This is a genomic window from Spirosoma sp., assembly GCF_026391055.1.
GTDB lineage: Bacteria > Bacteroidota > Bacteroidia > Cytophagales > Spirosomataceae > Spirosoma.
Window position 1 is genome coordinate 895,082 of the sequence record NZ_JAPLET010000022.1, and the last position, 22,809, is coordinate 917,890.

The 22,809-nt window shown below is 49.7% G+C and carries 44 protein-coding genes and 1 pseudogene; 5 read left to right on the forward strand and 40 right to left on the reverse strand.

The features are described from left to right. The first annotated feature begins 15 nt into the window (after nucleotides 1–15). The gene (locus tag NT073_RS18970) at nucleotides 16–333 is read left to right on the forward strand and encodes a hypothetical protein (protein WP_297376553.1); all 318 of its coding nucleotides are present in this window, start codon (nucleotides 16–18) and stop codon (nucleotides 331–333) included. After that, nucleotides 326–688, forward strand: coding sequence for a hypothetical protein (locus NT073_RS18975; RefSeq protein ID WP_297376555.1), 363 nt, complete (start codon nucleotides 326–328; stop codon nucleotides 686–688). Before NT073_RS18970 ends, NT073_RS18975 begins: the two co-directional genes overlap by 8 nt. Before the next feature lie 15 nt (nucleotides 689–703). On the opposite strand, the gene NT073_RS18980 is transcribed toward NT073_RS18975, so the two are convergent. The 27 genes and pseudogenes from NT073_RS18980 to NT073_RS19110 all read right to left on the reverse strand — a co-directional run bounded on the left by NT073_RS18980 (nucleotide 704) and on the right by NT073_RS19110 (nucleotide 12,086). Next, nucleotides 704–904 (reverse strand): hypothetical protein, encoded by a 201-nt coding sequence (locus NT073_RS18980; RefSeq protein WP_297376557.1) that lies wholly within the window; start codon nucleotides 902–904, stop codon nucleotides 704–706. A 19-nt stretch (nucleotides 905–923) separates the two neighbouring features. Next, nucleotides 924–1,349: a hypothetical protein gene (locus tag NT073_RS18985; protein ID WP_297376558.1), complete on the reverse strand. Its 426-nt coding sequence runs from the start codon at nucleotides 1,347–1,349 to the stop codon at nucleotides 924–926. Nucleotides 1,350–1,393: 44 nt separating this feature from the next. After that, nucleotides 1,394–1,597 carry a hypothetical protein gene (locus tag NT073_RS18990; protein ID WP_297376560.1) on the reverse strand — a complete coding sequence of 68 codons (204 nt, stop codon included), beginning with the start codon at nucleotides 1,595–1,597 and terminating at the stop codon, nucleotides 1,394–1,396. Between the two features lie 55 nt (nucleotides 1,598–1,652). Next, nucleotides 1,653–2,021, reverse strand: coding sequence for a hypothetical protein (locus tag NT073_RS18995; RefSeq protein ID WP_297376562.1), 369 nt, complete (start codon nucleotides 2,019–2,021; stop codon nucleotides 1,653–1,655). A 30-nt stretch (nucleotides 2,022–2,051) separates the two neighbouring features. Next, nucleotides 2,052–2,525 (reverse strand): hypothetical protein, encoded by a 474-nt coding sequence (locus NT073_RS19000; protein WP_297376564.1) that lies wholly within the window; start codon nucleotides 2,523–2,525, stop codon nucleotides 2,052–2,054. A 39-nt stretch (nucleotides 2,526–2,564) separates the two neighbouring features. Beyond that, a complete protein-coding gene (locus tag NT073_RS19005) occupies nucleotides 2,565–2,789 on the reverse strand; it encodes a hypothetical protein (RefSeq protein WP_297376566.1) in 225 nt (74 codons plus the stop codon). Next, the gene (locus NT073_RS19010) at nucleotides 2,782–3,129 is read right to left on the reverse strand and encodes a hypothetical protein (RefSeq protein ID WP_297376568.1); all 348 of its coding nucleotides are present in this window, start codon (nucleotides 3,127–3,129) and stop codon (nucleotides 2,782–2,784) included. The genes NT073_RS19005 and NT073_RS19010 overlap by 8 nt, the downstream gene beginning before the upstream one ends. Then, a complete protein-coding gene (locus NT073_RS19015) occupies nucleotides 3,110–3,289 on the reverse strand; it encodes a hypothetical protein (protein ID WP_297376570.1) in 180 nt (59 codons plus the stop codon). Before NT073_RS19015 ends, NT073_RS19010 begins: the two co-directional genes overlap by 20 nt. An 83-nt stretch (nucleotides 3,290–3,372) precedes the next feature. Continuing rightward, entirely contained in the window at nucleotides 3,373–3,609 is a 237-nt protein-coding gene (locus NT073_RS19020; RefSeq protein ID WP_297376572.1) for a hypothetical protein, read from the reverse strand. Then, entirely contained in the window at nucleotides 3,609–3,941 is a 333-nt protein-coding gene (locus NT073_RS19025; protein WP_297376574.1) for a hypothetical protein, read from the reverse strand. The genes NT073_RS19020 and NT073_RS19025 overlap by 1 nt, the downstream gene beginning before the upstream one ends. After that, nucleotides 3,907–4,629 carry a LytTR family DNA-binding domain-containing protein gene (locus NT073_RS19030; protein WP_297376576.1) on the reverse strand — a complete coding sequence of 241 codons (723 nt, stop codon included), beginning with the start codon at nucleotides 4,627–4,629 and terminating at the stop codon, nucleotides 3,907–3,909. Before NT073_RS19030 ends, NT073_RS19025 begins: the two co-directional genes overlap by 35 nt. A 65-nt stretch (nucleotides 4,630–4,694) precedes the next feature. Beyond that, nucleotides 4,695–5,348, reverse strand: coding sequence for a hypothetical protein (locus NT073_RS19035; protein ID WP_297376578.1), 654 nt, complete (start codon nucleotides 5,346–5,348; stop codon nucleotides 4,695–4,697). Nucleotides 5,349–5,474: 126 nt separating this feature from the next. Continuing rightward, nucleotides 5,475–5,639 carry a hypothetical protein gene (locus NT073_RS19040; RefSeq protein WP_297376580.1) on the reverse strand — a complete coding sequence of 55 codons (165 nt, stop codon included), beginning with the start codon at nucleotides 5,637–5,639 and terminating at the stop codon, nucleotides 5,475–5,477. Beyond that, nucleotides 5,626–5,910, reverse strand: coding sequence for a hypothetical protein (locus NT073_RS19045; RefSeq protein WP_297376582.1), 285 nt, complete (start codon nucleotides 5,908–5,910; stop codon nucleotides 5,626–5,628). The genes NT073_RS19040 and NT073_RS19045 overlap by 14 nt, the downstream gene beginning before the upstream one ends. A 23-nt stretch (nucleotides 5,911–5,933) precedes the next feature. Then, nucleotides 5,934–6,248, reverse strand: a complete 315-nt coding sequence (locus tag NT073_RS19050) for a hypothetical protein (RefSeq protein WP_297376584.1) — start codon at nucleotides 6,246–6,248, stop codon at nucleotides 5,934–5,936. Next, the gene (locus NT073_RS19055) at nucleotides 6,245–6,742 is read right to left on the reverse strand and encodes a hypothetical protein (RefSeq protein ID WP_297376586.1); all 498 of its coding nucleotides are present in this window, start codon (nucleotides 6,740–6,742) and stop codon (nucleotides 6,245–6,247) included. The genes NT073_RS19050 and NT073_RS19055 overlap by 4 nt, the downstream gene beginning before the upstream one ends. Nucleotides 6,743–6,832: 90 nt before the next feature. Further along, entirely contained in the window at nucleotides 6,833–7,192 is a 360-nt protein-coding gene (locus NT073_RS19060) for a hypothetical protein (RefSeq protein WP_297376588.1), read from the reverse strand. Nucleotides 7,193–7,194: 2 nt separating this feature from the next. Continuing rightward, entirely contained in the window at nucleotides 7,195–7,518 is a 324-nt protein-coding gene (locus tag NT073_RS19065; protein WP_297376590.1) for a hypothetical protein, read from the reverse strand. 24 nt (nucleotides 7,519–7,542) lie between these two features. Beyond that, a complete protein-coding gene (locus tag NT073_RS19070; protein ID WP_297376592.1) occupies nucleotides 7,543–9,003 on the reverse strand; it encodes a hypothetical protein in 1,461 nt (486 codons plus the stop codon). Next, nucleotides 9,000–9,314 carry a hypothetical protein gene (locus NT073_RS19075; protein WP_297376594.1) on the reverse strand — a complete coding sequence of 105 codons (315 nt, stop codon included), beginning with the start codon at nucleotides 9,312–9,314 and terminating at the stop codon, nucleotides 9,000–9,002. The genes NT073_RS19070 and NT073_RS19075 overlap by 4 nt, the downstream gene beginning before the upstream one ends. A gap of 671 nt (nucleotides 9,315–9,985) precedes the next feature. Further along, nucleotides 9,986–10,071: pseudogene (locus tag NT073_RS19080) on the reverse strand. Nucleotides 10,072–10,221: 150 nt separating this feature from the next. Further along, a complete protein-coding gene (locus tag NT073_RS19085) occupies nucleotides 10,222–10,617 on the reverse strand; it encodes a hypothetical protein (RefSeq protein ID WP_297376595.1) in 396 nt (131 codons plus the stop codon). Continuing rightward, nucleotides 10,618–11,022, reverse strand: a complete 405-nt coding sequence (locus NT073_RS19090; protein ID WP_297376597.1) for a hypothetical protein — start codon at nucleotides 11,020–11,022, stop codon at nucleotides 10,618–10,620. It abuts the gene before it with no gap. Further along, nucleotides 11,012–11,257, reverse strand: coding sequence for a hypothetical protein (locus NT073_RS19095; protein WP_297376599.1), 246 nt, complete (start codon nucleotides 11,255–11,257; stop codon nucleotides 11,012–11,014). Before NT073_RS19095 ends, NT073_RS19090 begins: the two co-directional genes overlap by 11 nt. Then, the gene (locus NT073_RS19100; protein ID WP_297376601.1) at nucleotides 11,258–11,404 is read right to left on the reverse strand and encodes a hypothetical protein; all 147 of its coding nucleotides are present in this window, start codon (nucleotides 11,402–11,404) and stop codon (nucleotides 11,258–11,260) included. It lies immediately after the preceding gene. Then, on the reverse strand, nucleotides 11,401–11,814 hold the full coding sequence (locus NT073_RS19105) for a hypothetical protein (protein WP_297376603.1): 414 nt from the start codon (nucleotides 11,812–11,814) through the stop codon (nucleotides 11,401–11,403). The genes NT073_RS19100 and NT073_RS19105 overlap by 4 nt, the downstream gene beginning before the upstream one ends. 41 nt (nucleotides 11,815–11,855) lie before the next feature. Further along, complete coding sequence (locus tag NT073_RS19110; RefSeq protein WP_297376605.1) at nucleotides 11,856–12,086, reverse strand: hypothetical protein; 231 nt, start codon at nucleotides 12,084–12,086, stop codon at nucleotides 11,856–11,858. A 90-nt stretch (nucleotides 12,087–12,176) separates the two neighbouring features. Here NT073_RS19110 and NT073_RS19115 point away from each other — a divergent pair, with 90 nt between their 5' ends. Next, nucleotides 12,177–12,440 carry a hypothetical protein gene (locus NT073_RS19115; protein ID WP_297376607.1) on the forward strand — a complete coding sequence of 88 codons (264 nt, stop codon included), beginning with the start codon at nucleotides 12,177–12,179 and terminating at the stop codon, nucleotides 12,438–12,440. Here NT073_RS19115 and NT073_RS19120 read toward each other — a convergent pair. Genes NT073_RS19120 through NT073_RS19130 form a run of 3 tightly spaced genes read right to left on the reverse strand, consistent with a single transcriptional unit; the run spans nucleotide 12,408 to nucleotide 13,511 of the window. Continuing rightward, nucleotides 12,408–12,749: a hypothetical protein gene (locus NT073_RS19120; RefSeq protein ID WP_297376609.1), complete on the reverse strand. Its 342-nt coding sequence runs from the start codon at nucleotides 12,747–12,749 to the stop codon at nucleotides 12,408–12,410. The genes NT073_RS19115 and NT073_RS19120 overlap by 33 nt on opposite strands. 20 nt (nucleotides 12,750–12,769) lie before the next feature. Continuing rightward, complete coding sequence (locus NT073_RS19125) at nucleotides 12,770–13,249, reverse strand: DUF4494 domain-containing protein (protein ID WP_297376611.1); 480 nt, start codon at nucleotides 13,247–13,249, stop codon at nucleotides 12,770–12,772. A gap of 1 nt (nucleotide 13,250) precedes the next feature. After that, a complete protein-coding gene (locus NT073_RS19130) occupies nucleotides 13,251–13,511 on the reverse strand; it encodes a hypothetical protein (RefSeq protein WP_297376613.1) in 261 nt (86 codons plus the stop codon). Between the two features lie 122 nt (nucleotides 13,512–13,633). Between NT073_RS19130 and NT073_RS19135 the strand changes: the two genes are divergently transcribed. Then, complete coding sequence (locus NT073_RS19135; protein ID WP_297376615.1) at nucleotides 13,634–14,170, forward strand: hypothetical protein; 537 nt, start codon at nucleotides 13,634–13,636, stop codon at nucleotides 14,168–14,170. A 285-nt stretch (nucleotides 14,171–14,455) separates the two neighbouring features. Then, on the forward strand, nucleotides 14,456–15,766 hold the full coding sequence (locus NT073_RS19140; protein WP_297376617.1) for a site-specific integrase: 1,311 nt from the start codon (nucleotides 14,456–14,458) through the stop codon (nucleotides 15,764–15,766). A gap of 27 nt (nucleotides 15,767–15,793) precedes the next feature. On the opposite strand, the gene NT073_RS19145 is transcribed toward NT073_RS19140, so the two are convergent. The 10 genes from NT073_RS19145 to NT073_RS19190 all read right to left on the reverse strand — a co-directional run bounded on the left by NT073_RS19145 (nucleotide 15,794) and on the right by NT073_RS19190 (nucleotide 22,776). Next, entirely contained in the window at nucleotides 15,794–16,030 is a 237-nt protein-coding gene (locus NT073_RS19145) for a hypothetical protein (protein WP_297376618.1), read from the reverse strand. Nucleotides 16,031–16,426: 396 nt separating this feature from the next. Further along, nucleotides 16,427–17,932 carry a hypothetical protein gene (locus tag NT073_RS19150; RefSeq protein ID WP_297376619.1) on the reverse strand — a complete coding sequence of 502 codons (1,506 nt, stop codon included), beginning with the start codon at nucleotides 17,930–17,932 and terminating at the stop codon, nucleotides 16,427–16,429. Then, entirely contained in the window at nucleotides 17,916–18,449 is a 534-nt protein-coding gene (locus tag NT073_RS19155; protein WP_297376621.1) for a hypothetical protein, read from the reverse strand. Before NT073_RS19155 ends, NT073_RS19150 begins: the two co-directional genes overlap by 17 nt. After that, nucleotides 18,436–18,837: a hypothetical protein gene (locus NT073_RS19160; protein ID WP_297376623.1), complete on the reverse strand. Its 402-nt coding sequence runs from the start codon at nucleotides 18,835–18,837 to the stop codon at nucleotides 18,436–18,438. The genes NT073_RS19155 and NT073_RS19160 overlap by 14 nt, the downstream gene beginning before the upstream one ends. Before the next feature lie 47 nt (nucleotides 18,838–18,884). Then, nucleotides 18,885–19,280, reverse strand: a complete 396-nt coding sequence (locus NT073_RS19165) for a hypothetical protein (RefSeq protein ID WP_297376625.1) — start codon at nucleotides 19,278–19,280, stop codon at nucleotides 18,885–18,887. 64 nt (nucleotides 19,281–19,344) lie between these two features. Further along, nucleotides 19,345–19,602 carry a hypothetical protein gene (locus NT073_RS19170; protein WP_297376627.1) on the reverse strand — a complete coding sequence of 86 codons (258 nt, stop codon included), beginning with the start codon at nucleotides 19,600–19,602 and terminating at the stop codon, nucleotides 19,345–19,347. Nucleotides 19,603–19,683: 81 nt separating this feature from the next. Next, on the reverse strand, nucleotides 19,684–20,400 hold the full coding sequence (locus NT073_RS19175) for a hypothetical protein (protein ID WP_297376629.1): 717 nt from the start codon (nucleotides 20,398–20,400) through the stop codon (nucleotides 19,684–19,686). 87 nt (nucleotides 20,401–20,487) lie between these two features. Continuing rightward, a complete protein-coding gene (locus NT073_RS19180) occupies nucleotides 20,488–21,465 on the reverse strand; it encodes a hypothetical protein (protein WP_297376631.1) in 978 nt (325 codons plus the stop codon). A gap of 67 nt (nucleotides 21,466–21,532) precedes the next feature. Then, nucleotides 21,533–21,970 (reverse strand): hypothetical protein, encoded by a 438-nt coding sequence (locus NT073_RS19185; protein ID WP_297376633.1) that lies wholly within the window; start codon nucleotides 21,968–21,970, stop codon nucleotides 21,533–21,535. An 8-nt stretch (nucleotides 21,971–21,978) separates the two neighbouring features. After that, nucleotides 21,979–22,776 carry a S49 family peptidase gene (locus NT073_RS19190; protein WP_297376635.1) on the reverse strand — a complete coding sequence of 266 codons (798 nt, stop codon included), beginning with the start codon at nucleotides 22,774–22,776 and terminating at the stop codon, nucleotides 21,979–21,981. Nucleotides 22,777–22,809 lie beyond the last annotated feature (33 nt).

The following is a 22,809-nucleotide window of genomic DNA, read 5'->3' on the forward strand; positions in this document are numbered from 1 at the left end:
CAAAAAGCTTAGCCAATGACTGAACGCATCTACTTTACGTCTATCAATTTATCTCCTGATGAACAGGAACGGCAGGTTCGGGAATTTGATGCCGCCTGGCACAAATTTGTAGGCCCGTTTAAATTTGAACATGACCAGGCGCTGACTTCCTTTGCAGCAGAGACATCTGGACCGATTGTTTTCAAAATTTCCTATCCCCAACTTGGGTTTGAAAACTTTGAAGAGGCCCTGGAGTACATGAGAACAGGCAAAATCAAACTTAAAGAAGTAAAGCCCGAGACACCCGTTGTCTTGCGGCTCCACAACGAAAAAACGACAAAAAGTGATGGATGATATTATCGCCCTAGTTGAACTGCTTATAAGTGATCCCGCTCTCTGGCATAATGATGACGAGTTATTTTATCAACTTAAACTTAAACGACTAATCAACGAATACGCCTTAGAAATGAATAGGTCTTCTCAACCGATCAATTCAGATCGGCCCTTTGATTTACACGATATTGTCGGTAAAATGATTGACAGGCTTAAGAATAGCGACCTTGTGGCTAAAGTAATAGTCGGCCACGAGGGTACTTTACTTTTAGAAGAAATGAACCGAATTGCCGTTAAGCATTACAACGTTGCCGGGTTAATCTATAATCAGGATTTAAATTACAAAAGCCAATACATAATCAGGCTTAAATACTAGTGTGTGCTGGGTGAATCAAAATCGTACTCTTGGGCCGGGAGGGTAAATCCCAGGAAATGATTCATCAGGCTCCTGATCCGAAGTGGCGGCAAACTCTTGAAGTCCTTCAACTATCTTCTGCTTGATCCATACCCTTGGAACCCCATTCCAATCTGACCATGGGGCATAACTTGTAATCCTATTAAGAATTTGCTCTGCTTTTTCTTCAGCATTCATAGCTTTTCAAAATGAAGGGTTAACCTAGCAGTAACGTCCTGTCCGATTTCATGCGTTGGTACATGGTTTGCCCATCAGTGAGTAATGCATAAGGTAACATCACTTCGGGCACTGAAGCCAGGCCCGCTTCTACTATCGCCATTTGAGCTTCAATCCAGTCTTTAACAATGCGCCAACCCGTCCGTTGTGCTTGTGCAGCCGTACAGTTTGAGCGAGGTATTTTCTTATCCTTCTGCATTGCCAACAAAACGCCTTGCCAATTGCATGGCAGGGCAAAATAGACTGCCTGGCCATCCAGTTCAACATGGAAGGTCACCCCAACAGCCAGTCCACTGGAATCGAAATCGGTGATGATCTTGCGGGCTCCATGTTTCACCAGGCATTGCTGAATCTCACTGATGGTTTTAATCGGATCAATCTTTGTGGTGTAGTTCAGAATTGCCATGTTTTGTTGAGATTATACATAAGCCGTGTTGGTGTTGGGTGTGGTCAGGCAACCACACTAAGGGCATAACCCGCGCATCCATCCTCGGACTTCCCTATTGTATCGCCGTACATCTCATCCATGAGAATGTAGAAGATAACTTTTGGGAGCGGCACCTTAATTAGCGAAATCAATTGCTCGAAAAGCAGGTGTTTAGCCGTCACCTTATCGGATGGTTGAAAACATTCCTGAATGGGTTTGAAATCCATTCCGTGCTGGGTTGGATTTGAAAGGATTTGCTTATAAGCACTAACTTCTTGGGGACTAAGCGTCATGTTTGTCTAGTTTTCCGCTGATAGGCAGCGCGTGAATGACTTTATTTGGTACCAGCCTAACACCTGAAGGCTTGAGGACTCTTCTTTGCTCCATCTTTTGTTTACTCAGCTTATCAAGACCGCTTTTCAACTTCGCTAAATCGGTCCGGATGGCATTTAGATCAGCCTGAACACGTTGAAGGCCTTTCAACACCGTAAGCAGCCCTTCGCGTTGCTGTTTAAGCACCAGTGCACTCCGTGCCTGATAGGTGGAATCACTATAAAATGGCGAGGTGATCGCTTCGCGTTGCTCCATTACCACTTGAGTCTGCGCAATGGCCGCATACGAGCAGATAAGCAGAAAAAACAGGGGTTTCATAATTTTAGGTAGTAACGTGCTCTGCTCAAATCACTTCTCCGAATGCCATATCTGAACCCTTCTCACAACATTGAAGCTGTTGTTGACCTTGGTTAATGCCTTTTTACGTTCCTGATCGAGATTGGCCACTGACTTTTTATGAAAATAAACCATATCAATGCTGTCAAGCTCCATAATCAGACTCGGTGACTGTAACGATTCAGTCTTGAGGGCTAGATATATTCTGGGGGGCTGGCTATCCCAGTACCTGATGGTATTTTTATCAACCCAGTACCGCATATAATGATTTTGGATGTCACTTTCGGCTTTTAAAAACCCGATATATCCACCATCAGGTACAGAATGACGAACGCTATCCCAATAGGCGTAGTGAGCATTTGTGATTTTCTCCTTTTCCATAAACTTCTCAAGCCGTAAATATTGGATGTAATAGCCAATTGCTGACGCCAGCAGTATCAGTATTATGATGGGATAATACTTCCTTTCTTCTTCCAAGTCATTCATGGTTTTTAGGTTTGGCCAAGTTAATTAACAGATAGTGGGTTAGAGCGCGGCCTCTCCAATCACTTTACCATAGCCTTGTTGCTCAATGGCAAACCGGATCCACCCGACATTATTATACACCTGTAGCACGTAATAGCCATTTAGCATCAAATAGCCCAGGTTTCCATTTTCAACCAAAGCCGCAGCCCCTAAAGCCTGCACTGTTTTATTAAAGGCATCCGGATTGGGGCAATCAATGAGCAGATTTGTTACCGAGTTAGTCATGGTTGGGGAGTATTGAATAGGTGGGCGTTGACAGCAAATCATCGATTTTGCGGCAATCATTATGATCCTCGGCACTGCCGAATAGCACCTCCAAGATCCGGCGGGAATACTTGGCCGATGACGTGGTAAAGAAAATATCGTCGATCTTATCCGTTTCCCACATGGCCAGCATGATAAAGTCCCGCTGGCCATCCGATCGGGCAATCCAACCATACACCACATAATACCCGTCGTCGGTTTTGGTATAGCGGTCCCACTGGATGGGAATGTTCATTGATAACTCGTCCATTGCTTCAATGACAATGAGCTTACGATCCGGTTTATTCGTCGTCGTCATCATTGTGGTTAGTAGCCATGGTCATCGTCATCTCGTAGAATTTCTGCTCCTCGATGCAGTCAGGGCAACGCCCATCACCGGGAACAATGTCGGTTTCCTCAGAGCAGGATCGGCACTCACCCGGCCGTAAATCCGCTAGAAAATAGTCAGTTTGGCTAATCATGGTAACATATGTTTACAGCAGTAAATTAAATTAGGCTTTTGTCAATCAATGATTTACAATTAATCTACTCACTCTGCGAATCTTCAATAACGGTCATCAATAAAAATAACCGGTTGCGGCCCTCTTACATAAAGCCGGGAGCTGAAATACAGGACCATCTCCCGCGTGCTGAAAGCCTCGGCCAGCGCCTGTATTTCCTGGGTACTATAGAACATCGACTCGTTGGCCACTAGATTCCAGATCTCCCGCAGTTCGGTTTTGCTGCGGCAGAGACCAATCCACTCGGTAGCCTCTGCCGCTGTAAATGTCTGTTTTTGCATCAGGACACCCCTCCTGGCGCGGTAGGTTTGAGATAGGCAATAAGGTTCCTGACGGCCCGGATGGCATCGGCCACCAGGTGGGTGGCCATCTCTTCGTCAAGCGTCGCCACGGCGGTTGAAAAAAGCGCTCTTTTCCCCTTCAGGGTTTCTTCTGAGCTGACCGTTACCAGGTAAGTCGGGTAGTTGTGTTTTCGGCAGAGTGCGTCAAGTTCTTTGGCAAACGCTTTGAGCTGCTGGTCCTTTTCGGTGCCGGCCTCTTCGGATCGAGGATCACACGTGAAGTTGATTTTAGGCTCTTTACTCATTTGTCGATTCGTTAGTCGGCTGTTCATTAATTTCATTGGTTTGCTCTCCAGTGGACGGCTCAGTCGTTTCCTTTTTGAGCTTCCAGTATTTATAGCACTGGGTAGCCACGATGCTGGTATCGAGCAGAAACCCTTCATTATCGGGCATCATTATCAGCAGCGAGCCGTCTTTTTGAAAAGCCTTCACCCGCACGTTACCTTCCGGCATTTTAAGGCTACCCACGTCCACGTAGGCTTTATTACGCATCTGGCGGTTGGGGATGGCCGTTAAGAGCTGGGCGGCAACGGGTACGATTTCACCCACCAGGCTGGGCGTTTGGGCTTTGGGGGACTCTTCGGGTTGTTGATCCATCAGAATAGCGTTTAGTGGGTTGATAAGTTGCTGTTTATAACCGGCAAACAGGATACGCACCTGGTTGCGACGCCTTCGGGCGACCGGCAGAATCTCCCCGGTGCTTAATTTGAGGGCGGGCTGGTGGCGGTATACGATTGTCACATACGCCAGGTTAATGACGTGCCGTTTGTGGATCCTGACCAGGCCGGGCAGACGGGGCAGCAGTTCGTTGATGGGCAGGGCAAGTTTGAGTTGCTGGCCATCGACAAAGTACAGAATACTGTAGCTGGCTGCTCCGTCGATCCGGATGATATCGCTCAGCCTTACTTCCGTCCGGGGCCTGAGCAAGATCACCCGGACGGAATTGGCTCTATGGGGCATACTAAAAGGGAAGCTTATAAAATACCCCGAAAGGGGCGTTACTGATGAATATATACGTGCGTAGGTTAAGCAGGGACTTGCGAAGCAAAGACGGCAATACCGTCGACGGTAGCATTTTTAGGTGTTGTAACAGAGGCTATGGCGATTAATACACCATTGATAAAAGCGTTAAAATTTAGTATTTCCTTCGCTAAGTTCTGCTGTTGATCTTCGGCTTTCATTATAGCACTCCAAAGCTTAAGCGCATGCGCCCGAATGCCCGAGTAATTGAGAGAAGTATCCTTCATTGGAATGGACTCGAGCTCACGCTGGCAAAACCGGGTATCTTCAATGCGTGCCAGACTGAGCGGAAAGAATTCAGCACCTTTTAGGGGATACCTTCTTCCATGAAGATTACGCAGGTAAGCCTCTTTTTCACCTTCCTGCTCGACGATCTCCCAGTAATCCATTTGGTAGAGTACAACTTTCTTGGTTGGAGTCGGCTCAGGGCAATCATCGAGGCCTAGTTTGAACGGATTAACGAGGTTAAGATCAATGGTAATTGCTTCAGTATCCGTTTGCTGACTTTCCAGATAATGCGTTTCAATGTCTTTTGCCAGATTTAAGCTATTGTTGACCAGGCCTAGTAAAGGCAATTGAGCCTCCCGATTCAACATGGCCACTCCTGTTTGAAGCTTTTCGAGCTTAACGATCAATTCGGTACACGTTTCCTTTGTCATAATGGTAAAAAGTAAGCGATTGATTAGTTGAAAAAGGGTAAGATCTTGCTCAGAATGCCAACCAGCAACAGGACCACAACCAGGAGAATCAGCGTCCAGGGGCCTGGTTTAAATCCGTTTGCGTTGCTAGTCCTCATTTGGATGATACGGGGTATAAAAGCCGCGGACGGCAGCGCCAACAACATCATACATCAGATCATCGTCAGGCTCCTCCTGACTACTCGGCAGGCGGGGATCTGCCTCCGGCTGGGCCTGCTGAGCGGCTTCAAGTTCATAGCTATGCGTCGACATGATCAGGCAGTGGGTTTTCGGATGATTTGACGGGACTTTCCTCGCCGTATTTGACACCGCAAAACGGACAGTACGTATGCTGGAGTTTAAATCGCTCCGGGGTTTTCTTTCCCTCGACGCTGATTCTGGCCTCGGTAAACGTCATGGCTCGCAGTTGATTTGACTCCTTTCCCCAAACAAGGCCCAGCGGCAAGTCAACCGCCGTAACCAGCTTCCCTTTAGGGTGTTTATAGAGAACAGGTTTTTGTAATTCACTGATACAGCTACACATAAGCTTGATTAGTTAGGTAAGCTTTAAGGCTTTACGGCACGCTCTGCCATTTTATTAAGCGTCTTCGCTAGCTGATCAAAGGCGTACTCGACTGCCTGCGGCTCGGACTTGCCGGCTTGTTTGGCCTTTCCGTACCAGGCGTCGATCAGGCCAATCAAGGATCGTCCAATCCCCTGGGAATGGTCAAAGGCCACGATGTTTTTAACGTCCTGAAGCGTCATCGACGCTGGTAGTTTTGGCTGCCTTACCGCCTGCGAACTCGAATCCGGCCGGCTCTGCGCATAACTCGTTCCCATCGCTACCGTGCAGGTTAGCAAAGCGATTAAACGTGATCTCATATAAACGAATGGATTGGTGATTGATTGACGGGTAATTGCTCGCCGTACACAACTCGAGCGGCCTCATCCGAGCATAGAAAAGCCAGCAGCATTGGATCAAAGGGAACACGTATGCCCAGCCAGTGCGCGTACTCGTTATCCACGCTACTGGCTATCCACTCGTCATAGGGTTGAGTGGATGCTAAAAACATGGTTTTTAGCAAATGACAGAAATCATAGCTGCTCACCTCGAAGCGGTCGATGCGCTCCTCCAGCAGGGTATGCTTGCTGAAATTTATGTGGGTACCCGCCGTTCGAATCAGCTTCCGGCCCTTGTAGACGTGAAAGAGTACACCTCTTTTAAAATAGTGCAGGTCAAGCCATCGCCCTTCAAAAACCGCTATGCATTCGTTGTTGACGCAGAATTCCAGCCGTTCACAAATCGTCATGACGTTGCCGGATTCATCACGTACAACAGCGTATAAATGGGTTTGCAGGTGTTCAAAATTGTTCATCTTCAAGAAAATAGCCCTAGTTTTGCGGTCGGAACAGTAATGCACTTTTTTGATCCCCCGGCCGGTGGCACGCGCCCGGGGGATCGTTCATTAGTAGCCAATGAGCTCGCCGATCACGTGGGCCTGGCTGGTGGGACTCTGGTAATTGATCACCGCCTGATCGAGTTTAGCCAGCAACAGTTGCTGATGCGCCGTGAGCAGCTGCGATTGCATCTCCTGATACAGGGCCAGCGCAACCGTCAGTGGCATCGACAGCTTGAACTCCCGGTCGGTTCGCCTTCCTTGCCAAATCAGCAGCCGGCTGACTTTCCAGCTCTGGAGGTAGTTCAGCAGCACTAATCGGTGAAGGGACTGATGCACCAGCGGGACCTGGTCCTGATCCTGGGTATTGAACCTCAGATACCCGATGAGCACCCGGAATTCGGCGGGGTAAAGCTTGAGGGTGATCATGATCAGGCGTTTTTCTGCCAGCCCCCTCTGGCTTTGATCCACTGCAGAATCTTATCGCCCCGATTCCCGTCGAAGCTGTGGAATATGGCGGCTTCACTCACCCGTCCCTCCCAACCGGTTGGCGATTCTTTCTCGATCCGGTATTTCCAGTACTGGACCCAGTAGGCGACGTGCTTATACTTCCATTTGTTCTGGTTTAAACAGTCGATATCGCGGCTGTAGAAGGTGCGGACGTTACCATCCACAAATTTGACAATCACCTGAATACAGGCGTGTTGTTTGAGGGGATCAGCCGAGCGGCTTGACATACTGGCACGGGGTTGCATGATGAAACAGTAATTAAGTGGCACTTACTTTTTGAAATTCCTGGTGAAACCAGGGGTGAGCTGGGGCTTTTTTGAGCCTAACGTGCTGACCAGGGTTAAAAACCGCTCGACCGCTTGTGGCCCGAACCGCCCTATCTTGTGCTGCAGGTGGCGGAAGGCCTCCACGTAGGTTTTTTGCTGGAGTGTGCGGGGCGCTTTGTCCACCCGGTGCAGCTGCAGGTGGCGAACGGCCAGGTTAATCTGCTGCTGCTCATAGCTTTTGCGGTAATTGCGGTTGTTTTCCTCAACCCAGGCCAGCGTACCGCCAAAGCCCCGGGTGTTTGCCTCGTCAAAATAGCCTGTTCCCGGTCGGTGCAGTGCGTAGGGGTCAGGTACCCATTTATCCGGATGGCGCTGGTAGTAGCTGGCAGCCAGCTCAATACGCTTGTAAAGTTCAGTTTGGTAGGCGTCCCACTCTTTTTCGGTAAGCGCCGGACCAAAATTTCGATAAACGCCTGACCGGATGGCATTTAGAATAAGCGGCTCCTCGTAGTCAGCGAACACTTTTGACGAATACAGCAGCTGTTTGGCGTAATTCCAGAAGCTGATCAAATAACCCTCCAGAATAGCCTGGCGCTGGGCCTCGGTGCGACTCGCAGCCCGCCGGGCATCCAGATCCGATTTGGTGAGCCTGGCTTTAGCCCGCTGGCCTGCCGATCGGGGGCTATCCGGGTTATCCACTTGTCCACAAGAGTCGGCCGCGCCCGGCCCCCCCGCCCCCTTGTCACTGTGACCAACGGTCCCTAAGGAGCCATTCGGGCCTTCGGATACCCGGGTTGGCTGTAGCCGTTCGGTGTTGCCATGATGTTCGTCGCCGTGCTCAACCTTCGGAGCGTCGCTGTGCACATTTCCATCCGCTTTTTTTTCTGTTTCACTGTAACCTTGAGTTACACTGGCTTTATATGCGGTAAAATTTGCCGTAGGGGTAGAAAATGTTACTGTTTGAGAAAGGTGATTAACAAGGGGTTGCGCGTTCTTAACAGCCGGTTGTGGATAAGCCCGTTCGGCTTGAAATAAGAGCGCAGGATCGATCCAAATCTCAAAGGCATGCCGTGACCCTCTAAACTTATAGCGCGTAATAAAGCCCGCTTCCCGCAACCTACGTAGGTGATTGTAGGCGGTCTTCTCGGAGATCGTACGCCGGTTGGCCAAGGTGAGCCGGCACGTTTGCAGGGGAGGCATGTCATCTCCTACAGCGGCACTCCCAACCTGTTTAAGCAGCCCGTGGTACTGCTTTACGTAATCCTTGATGAGTCGCTCGGCAGTGGCCTCAACACTGCCGGTGATGGCCTTAGGCTTGCGCTCGTATTCGACCTCCTGGCCGTTGATTAGCTTCTTGAAGCGTCGGGGTGGAACGGCTTCATTAACGGCCTGCACGCGTTGATGAAGCCGGGTCAGACTGGACTTCTGGCAAATCAGAATGGTGGCGGGATCGATCGTACTCATGACTGGGTTGCCGGTTTAGCTTCACCAAATGCCACGTTATAGGCATCCAGTTGCGTCAGTAGATGGCGGACATTAATCCAGACAACAGCATCTTTGTTATTCGTCGTATCGCCGGCCATCACCTCGCCACTTATGTGGAGGATGATGTAGCGAGTTGCTGAATTAATGACCAGCTGCGGCCCTGCCCAGATACCTATCTGGAGGTGCTCCAGGACCGTTACTTCCCCAAACGCTTTAGAAAACAGCGTTTGGCATTCTTCCATACTCAGACTCGAGAGCGGTCTTTTGGGTGGCGTAATGTGTTCACTCATGAATTTTCAAGTACAAGTTTTTAAACCTGACTCCCCTTCGGAGGGAGTCAGGGTACTAAAATTGGCCTTAGCCTACTTCGGTGGCGATCTGGGCAGGAATCGAACCTGCCACTCATGGCTTGCTTGCCAGGTGCTCCCATCGAGCAGCCAGATCTGTTTTGTTTTTAATGACGCTGGCAGCAGGACCGCCAGCGTCACTCCCCATCTTTATCCCACAACCTTCAGCATGCTGGACCCTCCAGCATTGTCAGCATGGCTGGATTCGAACCAGCAGGGGCAAAGTTTCCCTTACCCGGCCCCACCCGGCCTCACCCTGTTTTCTATACCCTCTTCCCTCAACTGCATCCCGGATCCTGATCAGGATCCGGAGGGGTCTTCCCCCACTCGCCCGGCTGTTAACAGTGCCACCCCTCCTGGCTGCGCTTGGCCGCTCGCTCGTATGCCTTTCCTCAATCAACTGCCTGGCCCCAGGCAGCTTTCTGATCTTGGCGAGCTGTCAATGGCAGGGCTTATCGTTTCAAATGGCAGTTTGCGCCTGCTGCCAAGTACTACCAGGACTTATCCAACCTTGGGCCTGCGCCGATCCAACGGCTGTAGATTCTGTCGACTTTCCCCCTGCTCAGCCGACCCGACACCGCATTGCCAGCTCCTTCGGCTGTTTATATGGTTTGTGGGGAGGACCGGAGTCGAACCGGCGCGTAACACATGATCATATATCTGATAATGAGCTACGTTCTACCAACTGAACTACCTCCCCAAGTCTATCCGGCTGGATCAGGCCAGCCGGATAGTACCGCTTCTATCCACACCATTCACCCTGTGGGTTAACCGTCAGGGCGGCTTTGAGCAGCGATTCGACTGCTCGAGAGCGTCTTTCGGCCTTTAACAGGCCATCTAGTAATGTCTTCTACAAAAAGTCTAGTCCTAACTCCATCGCCTCCCAGGCCAGATCATGCAGCTGCTTCCAGGTTGATACCTCGAACGAACGGGCCTTGAGGTCATTGAACTCGGCCAGCCCTATGTCAAAAAGGGGAGCATGCAGGTAGTAGATCGACCACTGACGCAGTACCTGAAAGTCGTCCTCCGACAGCGACGGTGGTGAGTCAACAAACTGGCCCTGGCTGTCTATGCAATGGAGGTAATACTGGGTGATCCGCTCCCGGATGTTGCGGGCCTCACCCCCTACATCCGTGGCCACCGACATACTCTCCGGACCCACCGGCAGTCCGCCCGGGTACATAGGCTCCCCCAGCCACCGGGGGATAAAAGGCAAATCACTTAATTGCTGGCGTTTCGTCTCCATTTATGGCGTTTCAGCGTAATATTGCACCTGTGTGTTACTCACACGTTTAGATTGTATTCCAGACAGCCCGTCTTTCACTGAAGTCGGGCTGTTTTCCCAAAACGGGAGCGCCAGTTGACCCTCACTGAAGCGTTTCTTTAGCTGCTGTTTAGCCAGGTTATCCAGCCGGTCATAGGCGAAATGACAGCGTGGACACATGGCCATAAGTTCACCGTCTATTGTCTGCTCCGGTATCCGATTGAGGTGCGCTGTCTGCAAACAGACGATCTTACCTGTTTTCGGATGGGGCTTCCCATGCTCTGCCCGGCATTCGGGCCACTCGCAACGTCCACCCGCCCGGCCGAAGCGGATCCGTCTGCTGGTTTGTTTCCAGTCGGGCGGGTAGCGTTTGCGATTAATGGGCATTGACTTCTTTCCTGACTATCCCAGCCGTCGCCCGGGTTAAAAAGCTGCGGGCCGAGGTATCCGAAAAATCTAAAATGAATGAGCGGGCGGCATGCAGGTTTTCGCAGTCAATCCACTCATCGAATCGGATCTCGGGAAAGGTGTAGGTCGAGATCAACACCTTCCATTTTTCCTCTTCTTCCAGCCGCTCGAGCAGTACCTGGTACGACCCGATCTGAATCACTCGAAAGTCCATTTAACGCGTTAGTTTTTTGGACTGCTCGGCCGTGCGCTGCACACTGCTAACTACGGCTATCGCGGCTAACAGGATCACCAGCAGCAGCCCCCAAAAGAGCATATCCGCATGCGCTATTAAAAACTCCAACAGGGGTTCTGGCTTCATACCATTACGTTAATAAGGGTTGTGTAATTCAGCAGTGAGGTCAGCAGCCTATCGTAAGCCACCGCCTTCTCAAAATCTTCGATATCCCGGGCCAGCACGTAATACTTGACCACGTAGGTAGCCAGTTTCCGGCATTCCGGATGGGTATAGATCACGCTGGCTTTGCCGGATGCAGGCGAGCGGTTCAGCAGGGCCTCCAACTCGATCAGCTCAAAGAGGGTATAGCCAATTGGGCGGTGGCCCAGGCTTTTCCCTTTAATGTCGAGCTCCAGCTGGGTGCGCAGAAAGTCCGCCCCTTTCTCATCGGCTATGACCGAGACATGCAGGGGTTCGGGCTCTATTTCGCTCAATTTGGGCTCAGAACGCTTGCTGAAGAGACTTTTGAAAAAGGATTTTACGTGTGTGTCCATTTTACGTTTAGATATATATGTTGACATTGGGTAATACACAGTTAAGCCTTTGAGGGTCTTAGCACCTGGTTTCCGGTTGAGCTTGACCGGGCCAATTGATCCAGGCGTTTCCGATAGTACTCGACGATGACCTCACGCAGGTCCGGATCATCGTCGAAGAGCTGAACCAGGCGTTTACTTCCATCTATAAAGCAGATGCCCACGATGGCTGAGGTTTGTATTTCCTCCAGCCGCTGCTCGGCATCGGTAAGGGCGTCGATCCAGGTTTTCATGGGTGTAGATGGTAAGCGATAGAATGTTGCGGATGGGGAGTTAAGTTTGAGTGTCTAATTCATGTTTTACTTAATCTCCCCATTACCGCAATGACTGATCAGAACCCTGTCGTTTCAATGATTCTTGACTTTTCCAGAAATGAACTGCTGTCGCAGATAAAGCCAGTACCAAACCAGGGTATGGTAGAAAGGCAAATCCTTTCCCGATTAAATCTTAGCCTTAATAAGGTTGCCAAAGAGATTGAGTCGGGCCAAATGGGCAAAAACCAGATTCTCTCCCTAAGTGTCTCCGCTTATCCTCTTGGGAACGATACGCAGTTTTTATGTACCCTCCTCTACCGGCCTGTTAGCTAAAAGCAGAGCCGCTTCTTGCGGATCAATTAGCTCAGAACCAAGTGCATCCAGTTCACCTTCCCTGCCTTCAGCAATGATCGCCTGCCGGGCCTGTTGCTGCTCGGGAGAGAATTGAGCAGCTACCGGATAGGTCAGATCAAGCTTTTCATACACGGATACGGGCGAAAACGGAGCCTCGACAAGTCTGTGATCCAGTCGTACCTCCAGGCCAAGCTTATTGGCCTGGAGGACTTTATCCGATAATTGCAAGAATAGCTCCTGGATGCTTTGGGCTAAGGCGCGTTTGTTTGCCAGGGATGCAGGATTCATGTATGGCCCATCGCTTGTGCTCATATTGTAGTACTGTTTGGAAGTTCAACGAAGTGAAATATCTCCAGGATTTTAGTGGTATTCACATCGGTAATCTCGAAGGGATCGAGCGCCGACTTAAGACTTGCCTCCACCCGCTCGTAAGCCTGTTTGGGGTTTTCTCCATTGACCAGCATCAGGCTGGGCGTCTTTTTCTGCTTGCCCGTTTTTTCATCGTCCGTGATAAACAGGGCCTTTACCTTGTACCAGGTCTCCCCCGCTCCATCGATGGAAAAGATATCGGCCAGTTTCATCCGGCTGATACCGCTGATTTCAAAGTCAGGTGTATTGGCCGCGATCTCCTGATAGAGCCGGGCTTCGGCATCGGTGTAGCTGACAGCATCGACCAGATACGTCTCCGTTACGGTCTTTTGCTTGATAAACTCCTCATTCCGGGTACCCACGTTCGAATCATCGACGGGTTGTTGATAGCGAATACTTCCAAGAAACCAGGTAGGCATTTTAAAGGGTTTTAAGAGTTGACGGTAGGGTTACACCAAAGTAGGGAGCCGTTTCGGGCATGACTTTCAGGAAGATATCCCGCAGGGGCGCTTTAGCCAGATGAAGGTCATATCCCTCCTTGCTAGCCACTGTTTGCCAGTGCCTATACAGGTTTTGCTTTTTGAGTTCAAGAAGGATTTCGCTGTGTACTAAAGGGGCTGCATTTTGATAGACATCCCACAGCTTGTTTTTCCGCATTGTACTTTTTTGAGCCGTTCCCATAGATAAACTTGCATTTCATCAGCCGAACACAGTATTTTGCGTCAGGCAACACAACAAATTGTGTTGCAATAGTAGTACGATGGCTTTAATTATGCAAGTCTTACACAATAAAATATTTTCACATGGCACAACTACTTGAGAGAATTAAGGACCGTGTTGCCCAAAAAGATAGCCCAATTCGCACTGTAAAGGGTGTAGCAGAGGCTATAGGTATGTCAGAGGCTGGTTTTTATGTAATGATAAAAAGAGGAACCAGTAAAACGGGAACTATACTGGCAATAGCAAAAAGCTTAAACGTAGAGCCGTCTTACCTGCTTGATGACTTAAAAAATGACAGTATACCTCAATCTAAAATTTTAGCCGAGGGAGACTTACTTGAAAGAATTGAGCAAAAAGTGCAGGACATGAAACAAATGTTCGAAGAACAACTTCGAGCTAAAGACCGGCAAATTGAAAGGCTGCTGGATTTACTGGGAAAGCCTGAGGGTGCTGCTGAAGAACCGCTTTCTACTGCACAAATCGAGTTCAACAAAATCTTTAACGAATACCGGGGCATAGCCTTAGATCAGACGTTAAAAACCAAAAACCCGACAAAACGCATTAGCAAAGTTGGTGGCACCCCGTTCTCGTACGCTGAGAACACGGTCACAATCAAGTAATTATTTTGAAGAGAAGGAATCCCTCTCTCTCTGCATAAGTTTCTGATAAAGACCAGGCCTCCCCAATAAAGGGAGGCCTTTTTTGTTTAGGCTCAACGCTTTTTCCTATTTGTCAATAACATACGTTTGCAGACAGTAGGAGGCCCCTTCGGAGGCACTTAAATCTACGAGGTGGCAACTAAAATAAACATTTTGTTACCGTTCATTATATATTTTAAAGTCAATAGGTTTGCGGGAGTAACTTAAAAATTAACCTGAAAATCTTATTGAATGTCACTTAACAGAATGGAAAAATTGTTTTGGGCTCATCCGTCCAAAAAATCAAAAGACCTTGTAACAATCTATTTCCGTATTACAATAAATGGGAGCCGAGCCGAACTCGGCTCGACCGGAATACAAGTCTTAAGAAGACATTGGAACCCCGAGGCCCAACGCATTACCGCCCGAACGCCCGAGGCTCAACAACAAAACCAAACGCTCGACATTTGGCGCGAGAAAGCCTCGGCTATCTATAACGACTTACTCCGCAAAGCGGAGCCGTTCACCGTTAATAACATAAAGAAACTCTTTAAGCAGGAGGGGAAAGGCTTTTCGTTTGTTGCGCTCTTTGAGCTTTACCTTAAGCATATCGCCAAAGACCCCGAAATCTCGGCCGGGACCTGTCAAACCTATGAAGTCGTTAAGAATAAAGTCGCTGCCTGGTTAACCTCCGACATTAAGCAAGCCGATCTACCGGCCGAGTCGTTCGGGCTCTCCTACATGGAAAAGTATCGCTATTGGATGCGCGTCGATGAATCCAGAAAACCGGCAACGATTCGCAAACATACCCAAACCATTAAGCAGGTTCTTACATGGGGATTTCTTAACGACTATACGACTCGGGACTCGTTGCGCGGGTATCGGGTTTCCAGGGTTAAACCGAATGACCCCATTTTCTTAACCGAGGCCGAGCTCCTGAAATTCTTAACGTATCAGTTCGAGCCCTCCGAGCGAGTACTTTCCGAGGTCCGGGATTACTTTCTGATCTGCTGCTTTACGGGTCTCGCGTTTACCGATATTAAGAGCCTCCGCTCCGAGCATTTCAATTACAAGGTTTTGCCGAGCGAGGATGCCGAGCCGGTCGGTCTGATCTGGTTGGAAAAGGAGCGCGTAAAAACCGACGTTACCGCCCGGCAACCGCTTCACCCTATCGTTAAGTACATCCTCGAAAGCCGTTACGAGGGTAAGCCTGAAAAAATCCACGTTCGGCCAAACCAGAAAACGAACCTGTATTTAAAAGTGATCTCGATGCGGGTCGGCATCACAAAGAATATAACGACTCATGTCGGCCGCAAAACGTTTGCAAACCTCTGCTTAAACGGAGGCTTATACTCGGACTCTTTCGCGTCGTTTTGTCCCGAGGTCCTCCTCTTTAAAAACCGGAGCTTTTCGACCGAGAGTACTATCGCTATGATGGGGAGAACCTCGGCAAAAGGCCTCGAGGCTTACGCCCAGGTAGACGAGCGGCGAATCATGCTCGAGCTCAAAGCCTCGAATCCGAACTTTGTCGATGAATCGAGGTTTATATTACATAACAAGAAAATTGCCCTCAACTAATAAAAAAAGCCCGAGCTCGGGCTTTTTTTATTCGCTTTCCTCCTCCTCGGTCGTCTGGAAAGCGGCCTCGAGCATATCGAGGCTTTTATTTATCTGGCATTTCTCCTTTACCTCGAGCAAGGCCTCGAGGCTCCACGTTTCCCGGCTTGCCAGTTGCTCGAAAAAGTAGGTAACAGAGGCTTGCAGAGCTCCGGCCGAGCCCTTAAGTTCCTCAACCTCGAGCGCGTAATTTTCGAGCTCGGTAAGGATGTCGTTAAATTTCATTGATTTTGGAAATTGGTTTGTTCGTGGGAGACTGGTAAGGTGTCTAACTCGGCACAATATTAACGAATAGGGCAAACTAGTAACAATTAATATTTGACTAAATTTATTAATATCCTGTTAATTAACCCTTTAAATAAAGATTTCCAAAGAAAAACAGCCTAAAATTTGGTGTTTTAAAAAGTTGCACCCTAAAAACAACTAAAACGGCTGATTATTAGCTGGTTTACTCGGAAAAACTCATAAAAAAGGCCTCTTTTCTCTCTCTCGACCCCGCCCTTTAGCATTTTGGAACTTTCCAAAATGGAAAGTTTCCGAATATATGAAAGGCCGGTCGAGGCCGGTCGAGCTCCGGGCTCGACCGGCCTCGACCGTCTGGTTACAAAATTGTTTCTCTCGTTAGAGGAGCGAAACGTCGAAGTCGGAGTAATTAACGGTTGCCCCTCCTTTCAGTTTCCAAATGATAAAGTAATCGACTGTATCGCTTAAGTGAGTCGCTCGCTCCTGTTCTATGCCTGAGCTCTCGCTCCCTTTGTTCTTACTATAGTCGGCATTGAGCGGACTGTTCTCGATACTTATTACCGTCGCCTTACACTTGTTACCGTCGAAACGTACCCGAAAGAGGTTCGGGTCCCGCTCCGATAGTACGTCCGAGATCAAGACAAACTTGTCTTTGTGAGGAGGGTTAAAATTCAATGGGCTTACGGTAACGAGCCAACCCTCGGCCCGTAAAATCTTCGCTACCTGGTCGAACATTGAATCGGTAGAACCGGCACTTTTATTCTTGCCGTTACGGTCTCCGGTTAGCGTTACCTTTCGCTTTCGGTGTTCGCTATAGTCAGCCACAAACCGAGCCGCCCAGGTTTGCGCCATCGTAAGCCCCTCGTCGGCCTCCTTAACGAATACGTTATCGACTTGCCTCGAGAGTCCGGCCTCGGATTGCCAAACGCTCGCACTTGTAAAGTGAGCATTGAAGTCGAGGCTAAGCTCGAGCTCCTGGTCGTTCTGATAGAAAAGCTCCCCATTATAGACCGTTGCCTCGAGCTCCTCGAGATCGGCCTCATCTTTTACAACGTGTACGTTATATTGGAAATTCGGGTAAAAGCCGTTGGGTAGTTTGGAGATACGCTCTCCCTCAACCTCGACTTTAAACTCGAGCCGGGTAAGCTGCTTCCGTAAACGAGCGATATAATTCTCGGGTAAAAAGGCTTGATTATCCTTTGTTTTTACCTCGAGGTAAAAGTAATTGTTGGGCTCCTTTTTGGAGAGGTCCTCGATTTCATGGAGCCAAGCGGCATCCGGTGTCCACGGTGGCGAGGAAAAAACGGCTAACATTTGGTGCAAGGGAGAGCTAAATTTCCCAACGTTGGCCCGGAGTGTGGGTAAAACCACTTTTAACCAGGCCTTTTTAAAATTCAAGCCCTCGTCAATAACGTAAAAGTCGAAGTTCGAGCCCCGGTTTTCGTCGGCCGAGAGCTTGAAACTTTCCATTTCAATAACGAAACCGTTTGGAAAGCTGATACAGTTCTCCCAGTTATCGGGAGACTGATACGGCCGGTCGAAGTGAGCCGGAGGCTCCCGCCAAAGAACGTAACAACCGAGGCCGGTTTTAAAATCGTACTCGGTAATACCCCAACGTAACCAGGCCGATTTGATACCGGCCGTAAGTTTACTTTTCGCTTTGGCTACCGTCTTAACGCCCCAACCGCCCCGAGCCTTTGGCATCTCCTCCACGCAATACATTAAGAAGTCTCCGAGCGTTACGGATTTGCCCGAGCCCCGGCCTCCTATCATAGCCGCTACCTCGTAATGATGCGAGGTAACGGCTTCTAAAAAAATGGCTTGCTTTTCGTTAACCTCGAGCTCGAGCTCGAGCTCCTCGGCCGGTTTATTTGTCGAGCTCATAGGTTGCATTTTCGATTTGTCGGGGAGCCTCGGCCGGAGCTCCGACATTCATCGTTTTTACTTTAATGGTGATTTTCGTCGGCCGCTTGTACTGATCGGAGTTAATGTTCGATTCGGAGGAGTAAGCTCCGTCGATTTTCGCGGCCTCTTTCAATAAGAGAGCGGCCGCTCGGAAATCGAGATTTTCGATAGCCTTTTTGTAGGCATCTTTGAACATTTCCGAATACAGGTATTTTATACCGTCCTTATCCCGATTGGATCGGAGCTCGGCAAATACCGAATAAGCTAAGGCTAAAATTTCCCGAGCGCGTCGGTCCTGAATGTGCTCTGACCGCTTAAGCATCGTTAAGACCTGCGAATCGGAGTAGCCCTCCCGTAACCAGGTACGGGTAAGCTCGATACGGTCGAAAACGTCTAATTGAGCCTGTGTAAGCTCGGTTTTATCGTCAATTAAGTATTGTTGATAAATAAGGAGCTCCTCCTGTACTTTTTGTAGGTACTTATTATTCTGTCTCATATTTCAAGCGGATAAGCTCGGTTTCGTACTCGTTATTGATTGCCTCGAGCCGAGCGAGATCGGCCTCCCAGGTCGGCCGGTTTCGGTGCTCGGGAGCGTTCTCGATTTTCTTTTTGTTCTTGGAGATATTAACCCGGTTTTTTTGGAGCTCGAGCTTAATCTCGGCCTCTGACATCCCTATTCGAGCCTCGGTCGGTTTCTGGTCCCGCTCGAGCGGAGGCCTCCTAACTTGTCCGGTCTCAAGTTCGTGTTGCGCGTCCTTCCAGGCCTCCCGGAGCTCGAGGATTGCGTCGATTACATTCTTACGCCCTTCGACATCATGCTCGGCAAAATCCGGGAGGCTATTCGACAAAAGAGCGGCTTGCTTATGCAAACTTTCCGCTTGCATAGTAAGCCGCTCTTTACGGTCCTCCTCGACTGAATGAGCCGGGTTAATTAGCTCGGATTCTCGTTTTTTTTTACGTCCTCCGGCTTAACAGAGTCGGCCTCGACGTTCGCTGTCGATGTAACGGCCTCGGTCGTTTTTTCGGCTGCTTTCTCCTCGGTCTCGGCCTTATCTTTCTTCTCTGCTTTCTTTGCCTTAAGCAAGGCCTCGAGCTCCTCGATAGAAAGCTCGGAGGCCGTTTCGATAACGACCTCGGGTTTCGACTCGCTTTCGGCCTTAACGGGCTCCTCGGCAACCGGCTCGGCCTGAATTGGCTCGGCCTCGAGAGCCAGTTCATAGGCTTTCTGCGCGTTATCAAATTCGGCCTTTTTGCCATCGTTTTTCGGGTCGGCTTTATGGTGCATTTCGGCCAATTGAGCGGCCGCTTTTAATTGTTTGATCTCCATAGAAAATTTTGTTTTTGAGCGGATCTGTCGTCGATTTTTCGAGCGATTATTTCGATAAAATGGATTATTGGTGTTTTTTGACTCGCTTAACGTTTATCCCCAAGTGCTGAAATGCTTCGAGAGTCTCCTTAATTGCCTCTTCCTCAATGGAAGAAACCGGAGGCTCGGGCTCCTCGATAACATCGACATACCGGCCGGGATACTGTTTAGCGATATACTCGGCCTCCTCGAGCGGCATCGAGGCCGAGACTTTTACCTCCCGGTTTGCAAAGGAGAACATAAGGCCGGGAGCGGGATGTAAAACGACTATTTTCTTTGCCATTGTGATAAAAAAAGAGCCTCCCCCATCGGAGGAGGCTCTTTTGCTTAAAAGGTGAATTTTTGAGCGGATTGTCTTTTTGCCTTAAGCGGCTGCTACGCCTGGTATCGTAACTGTGTCGGCAATCGGCATATAATTGTGCATAAAGCCGTCCTGTTTGGCTTTCAGCGTCCATTCTCTCCGGTCCGAGCCTTTGGCTCCGGTGGTGTGCGTAATCTCGAATTGTAATCCCAGGAGAGACGTACCCGAAACGGTCCGTACCCCATCGTTAAGGATACAAACGGCAACGACTTCGGTGTTAATGAGCTTCTCGATTGCGTCGCATTGCTCTTTTGTGAAACCGGCGATTTTAACCTCGAGCGATTGCTCCCAGGATTGATAACCCGAGGCTCCTTTCAAAGCTCCGTCCTGTTTTAGTGAGTTATCACTTACCTGTACCTCGACAAAGACCGGCGCGGTCCCTCCGGTAACGAAGCTCGGAGCGGCCGTAATCTCTCCGTCTACGATGTCGGCCTTTTTGGGCCATTCTTCGGCAAAATTATCCGTCGCCATTAGAAACAGTTTGCGACCGCCCCCAGGGTTAATAGTCTGTTGTTTGGTCCGAGGAATCGAGGCAAGCGTCGTAAACGCAACCTGGTTTAAGTCGAACAATTGAACTCCGGTTGCATAGGTAACGCCCAACGAAACGGCCGGAATCGAAACCAGACCGGCAAGCACATTACCTGTCGAAACGGCAACCAACGAGCCGATAAGCAAAAGCGCAAAACCGGCAATAATCGAGTAAACTCCTTTAATCTTCATTTGTGATTTTTGAATAATTCGGATTGATTGAAAGAAAGAAAAAACAGGGAGGAGCGGCTCCGGCCGGTAAGCCGGAACCGCTATTCCTTACACTTTATCGTTCGGGAAAACGAGCTTACCGAATCCGTAATCGAAACCGACTGACATACGGATATTGATGTCATACCCTTTTACGGTCTCAATGGCTTTCAGCCGGTAAGCGGAAACGTCCTCGTTACAGACAAAAAACAGGTTCGAGGCCGGAGTAATAACCATCGTTTGCTTGCCCGAGAGACCGACATCGGCCTTAAGCGTTACGTTATCGTAACCGTCGATTGCGGTCATTACGTCGTCCGGCCGGAGCACGTTCGAGAATTTCGCTTGTCTGCGACGGTTAACCGAGCGAGCCAGCGAGGGAGACAAACGGAGTTGCAAGGGGATGTTTAACAGAGCCTCGTTAGCGGCCTCTACTTGCTTACACATGGCGATAACTTGCTCATACGAGTTTGTATCGTCTATGGTCGCTGCGGCCGTTAAAACGTTCTCGCTCGGGATGTCTCCGTTTACCCCGCGTCCGGCCGTTAGTTTAGCCAAAAGGCCGGTAATAGCGTAAATCGAGCCTTTGTTCGCTCCGTTCTTAACGGCTTTCCAGCTTGCCAGCGTCCGTAAGTTGGCCCGAGCGGTTTTAATGATCTGCTCCAAGAAAAAGACCTGAAACGGATTGGCTAAAACGTCTTTCTCGCTCTCAAGGCCCTTAACATACTGCAAGTACGAGCGGTACATCGTTTGTATTTCCCCTACTGTAAAATGGAGGTCGATGTCCACATCCTCAAAGCTAGGAACCCGAGCTCCAAACTTGAGAGCTCCCTCGGCCGGGTCGAACTCGTCGGAGGCCGCTTTCAACACGTCCATTACTTCGAGGTTGATTAACGGGCTTTTGTTGTCCGTTACCAGCATCTCAAAATCCGCCCGGAGGGAGGCCTCTCCGTCTACTAAAACGGTCGTAACGATGTCCTTACGACCGTCGAAAACCTGCATTAACTCGGTAGGTAGTTTACTAAAATCGTACCCTTTAACTGCACTCATTTGGTAGAGAATTTACGTGAAAAAAAATTGTTGTTTACTGCCTTTAAAAGCGGGTGTTGTTGCCTGGTTAGTTACCTCCTTTCTCTTTGCGGAAATAGGCTAAAGCGTCGGCGTTATAGTCCGACAATGCCTCGGGCTCGCTCGAGCGGTTGGAGGCATCCTCGGCCGGGAGACCCTTACCGGCTGCTTTCTTTTCCTCAAACCAACCTTTGTACTTATCCCGGTCGGTTTCGGCCTCGGTAAGCGAGCCCTCGAGCTCGGTTATCCGGTTGGTTTTCTCGGTGAGCGCGTTCTCGGCCGCTTCTGCCCGAGTCGTTAAGCCGGAGACCGTTTCCTCGAATCCCGAAACCTGTCCCTCGAGCTCGGTAATTCGCTGCGCGGCCGCTTGTGCGTCGGTCGTAAACTGGTTATACTCCTCGCTCGAGAGCTTCTCGGAGATTGCTTGCTCGGAGTTTCCGAACATTTTTGCCACTAATGCGGCAAGGGTTGTTTTTACTGCTGCCATAGAAAAAATTAAGATTGTTTAGCGAGTTGGAGAGCGCGTTTAACCGCAAAGTCTAAGGAGCCTTTCGCGTCAGCAAGCCCGATTTTGAGCGCGTCCTTAACGGAGAACATATCGGCCGAGGTCCATTCGTCGGAGGTCAGGAGTCCGGCCCTCCCGCGTCTTACGTAGCCGTGAAACTCCCGCTTTGCGTCGTTAAGAGAGGATTGTATCGAGGCGATTGTTTCCTCGGAGAGCGGCTCGATACCATTAAGCGGAGCCTTTTTCTCGCTTCCATCGGAGCGGAAAATCCGAACGTCTATCCCGGCTTTTTCGAGGGCTCGAGCCTGGTTCGCGTAAATCATAATGACCCCTATCGAGCCGATCTCGGTAACGCTCTGATCTTCGAGGATAATCTCGTCGGCTTGCGAGGCAAAGTAATAGCCCGCACTTGCACAAAACGGAGTCCAGACGACAACCGGCTTACTGGTTGCCCGAACGCTCTCGGCAAAGGCTTTTAAGCCATCGACTCCCCCTCCCGGCGTGTTTGTCTCGAGCACGATTGCCTTTGTGCTCGGCATCCGGTCGGCCGCTTGCATGAGGCCGGTAAGGTCCTCATACCCCCAGGAGCAAGCCCCGTACCGGCTGAGCGGTCCGATAACCGGAATAATAGGAACCTCCCCTCCGGTTCGTTTGGCGTAAGCATCGACAAAGTACTCGTAATAGCCCGAGGTCCCGGCTTGCGGCCGGTTATCCTCACGGCCTCCCATAAATGCCGAGGGATGCTCTCCTCGCATAGAGGGAGGAACCGCGTCTCTCCCGGCTCGCATACGTGGGACTATCACCTCCTGTAGACGAGCCGC

Bases quoted from the DNA above. Each gene is read 5' to 3' on its own strand.
- NT073_RS18970 (WP_297376553.1), top strand. From the start codon at position 16: ATGACTGAACGCATCTACTTTACGTCTATCAATTTATCTCCTGATGAA.
- NT073_RS18975 (WP_297376555.1), top strand. From the start codon at position 326: ATGGATGATATTATCGCCCTAGTTGAACTGCTTATAAGTGATCCCGCT.
- NT073_RS18980 (WP_297376557.1), bottom strand. From the start codon at position 904: ATGAATGCTGAAGAAAAAGCAGAGCAAATTCTTAATAGGATTACAAGT.
- NT073_RS18985 (WP_297376558.1), bottom strand. From the start codon at position 1,349: ATGGCAATTCTGAACTACACCACAAAGATTGATCCGATTAAAACCATC.
- NT073_RS18990 (WP_297376560.1), bottom strand. From the start codon at position 1,597: ATGGATTTCAAACCCATTCAGGAATGTTTTCAACCATCCGATAAGGTG.
- NT073_RS18995 (WP_297376562.1), bottom strand. From the start codon at position 2,021: ATGAAACCCCTGTTTTTTCTGCTTATCTGCTCGTATGCGGCCATTGCG.
- NT073_RS19000 (WP_297376564.1), bottom strand. From the start codon at position 2,525: ATGAATGACTTGGAAGAAGAAAGGAAGTATTATCCCATCATAATACTG.
- NT073_RS19005 (WP_297376566.1), bottom strand. From the start codon at position 2,789: ATGACTAACTCGGTAACAAATCTGCTCATTGATTGCCCCAATCCGGAT.
- NT073_RS19010 (WP_297376568.1), bottom strand. From the start codon at position 3,129: ATGATGACGACGACGAATAAACCGGATCGTAAGCTCATTGTCATTGAA.
- NT073_RS19015 (WP_297376570.1), bottom strand. From the start codon at position 3,289: ATGATTAGCCAAACTGACTATTTTCTAGCGGATTTACGGCCGGGTGAG.
- NT073_RS19020 (WP_297376572.1), bottom strand. From the start codon at position 3,609: ATGCAAAAACAGACATTTACAGCGGCAGAGGCTACCGAGTGGATTGGT.
- NT073_RS19025 (WP_297376574.1), bottom strand. From the start codon at position 3,941: ATGAACAGCCGACTAACGAATCGACAAATGAGTAAAGAGCCTAAAATC.
- NT073_RS19030 (WP_297376576.1), bottom strand. From the start codon at position 4,629: ATGCCCCATAGAGCCAATTCCGTCCGGGTGATCTTGCTCAGGCCCCGG.
- NT073_RS19035 (WP_297376578.1), bottom strand. From the start codon at position 5,348: ATGACAAAGGAAACGTGTACCGAATTGATCGTTAAGCTCGAAAAGCTT.
- NT073_RS19040 (WP_297376580.1), bottom strand. From the start codon at position 5,639: ATGTCGACGCATAGCTATGAACTTGAAGCCGCTCAGCAGGCCCAGCCG.
- NT073_RS19045 (WP_297376582.1), bottom strand. From the start codon at position 5,910: ATGTGTAGCTGTATCAGTGAATTACAAAAACCTGTTCTCTATAAACAC.
- NT073_RS19050 (WP_297376584.1), bottom strand. From the start codon at position 6,248: ATGAGATCACGTTTAATCGCTTTGCTAACCTGCACGGTAGCGATGGGA.
- NT073_RS19055 (WP_297376586.1), bottom strand. From the start codon at position 6,742: ATGAACAATTTTGAACACCTGCAAACCCATTTATACGCTGTTGTACGT.
- NT073_RS19060 (WP_297376588.1), bottom strand. From the start codon at position 7,192: ATGATCACCCTCAAGCTTTACCCCGCCGAATTCCGGGTGCTCATCGGG.
- NT073_RS19065 (WP_297376590.1), bottom strand. From the start codon at position 7,518: ATGCAACCCCGTGCCAGTATGTCAAGCCGCTCGGCTGATCCCCTCAAA.
- NT073_RS19070 (WP_297376592.1), bottom strand. From the start codon at position 9,003: ATGAGTACGATCGATCCCGCCACCATTCTGATTTGCCAGAAGTCCAGT.
- NT073_RS19075 (WP_297376594.1), bottom strand. From the start codon at position 9,314: ATGAGTGAACACATTACGCCACCCAAAAGACCGCTCTCGAGTCTGAGT.
- NT073_RS19085 (WP_297376595.1), bottom strand. From the start codon at position 10,617: ATGGAGACGAAACGCCAGCAATTAAGTGATTTGCCTTTTATCCCCCGG.
- NT073_RS19090 (WP_297376597.1), bottom strand. From the start codon at position 11,022: ATGCCCATTAATCGCAAACGCTACCCGCCCGACTGGAAACAAACCAGC.
- NT073_RS19095 (WP_297376599.1), bottom strand. From the start codon at position 11,257: ATGGACTTTCGAGTGATTCAGATCGGGTCGTACCAGGTACTGCTCGAG.
- NT073_RS19100 (WP_297376601.1), bottom strand. From the start codon at position 11,404: ATGAAGCCAGAACCCCTGTTGGAGTTTTTAATAGCGCATGCGGATATG.
- NT073_RS19105 (WP_297376603.1), bottom strand. From the start codon at position 11,814: ATGGACACACACGTAAAATCCTTTTTCAAAAGTCTCTTCAGCAAGCGT.
- NT073_RS19110 (WP_297376605.1), bottom strand. From the start codon at position 12,086: ATGAAAACCTGGATCGACGCCCTTACCGATGCCGAGCAGCGGCTGGAG.
- NT073_RS19115 (WP_297376607.1), top strand. From the start codon at position 12,177: ATGACTGATCAGAACCCTGTCGTTTCAATGATTCTTGACTTTTCCAGA.
- NT073_RS19120 (WP_297376609.1), bottom strand. From the start codon at position 12,749: ATGAATCCTGCATCCCTGGCAAACAAACGCGCCTTAGCCCAAAGCATC.
- NT073_RS19125 (WP_297376611.1), bottom strand. From the start codon at position 13,249: ATGCCTACCTGGTTTCTTGGAAGTATTCGCTATCAACAACCCGTCGAT.
- NT073_RS19130 (WP_297376613.1), bottom strand. From the start codon at position 13,511: ATGGGAACGGCTCAAAAAAGTACAATGCGGAAAAACAAGCTGTGGGAT.
- NT073_RS19135 (WP_297376615.1), top strand. From the start codon at position 13,634: ATGGCACAACTACTTGAGAGAATTAAGGACCGTGTTGCCCAAAAAGAT.
- NT073_RS19140 (WP_297376617.1), top strand. From the start codon at position 14,456: ATGGAAAAATTGTTTTGGGCTCATCCGTCCAAAAAATCAAAAGACCTT.
- NT073_RS19145 (WP_297376618.1), bottom strand. From the start codon at position 16,030: ATGAAATTTAACGACATCCTTACCGAGCTCGAAAATTACGCGCTCGAG.
- NT073_RS19150 (WP_297376619.1), bottom strand. From the start codon at position 17,932: ATGAGCTCGACAAATAAACCGGCCGAGGAGCTCGAGCTCGAGCTCGAG.
- NT073_RS19155 (WP_297376621.1), bottom strand. From the start codon at position 18,449: ATGAGACAGAATAATAAGTACCTACAAAAAGTACAGGAGGAGCTCCTT.
- NT073_RS19160 (WP_297376623.1), bottom strand. From the start codon at position 18,837: ATGCAAGCGGAAAGTTTGCATAAGCAAGCCGCTCTTTTGTCGAATAGC.
- NT073_RS19165 (WP_297376625.1), bottom strand. From the start codon at position 19,280: ATGGAGATCAAACAATTAAAAGCGGCCGCTCAATTGGCCGAAATGCAC.
- NT073_RS19170 (WP_297376627.1), bottom strand. From the start codon at position 19,602: ATGGCAAAGAAAATAGTCGTTTTACATCCCGCTCCCGGCCTTATGTTC.
- NT073_RS19175 (WP_297376629.1), bottom strand. From the start codon at position 20,400: ATGAAGATTAAAGGAGTTTACTCGATTATTGCCGGTTTTGCGCTTTTG.
- NT073_RS19180 (WP_297376631.1), bottom strand. From the start codon at position 21,465: ATGAGTGCAGTTAAAGGGTACGATTTTAGTAAACTACCTACCGAGTTA.
- NT073_RS19185 (WP_297376633.1), bottom strand. From the start codon at position 21,970: ATGGCAGCAGTAAAAACAACCCTTGCCGCATTAGTGGCAAAAATGTTC.
- NT073_RS19190 (WP_297376635.1), bottom strand. From the start codon at position 22,776: ATGCGAGCCGGGAGAGACGCGGTTCCTCCCTCTATGCGAGGAGAGCAT.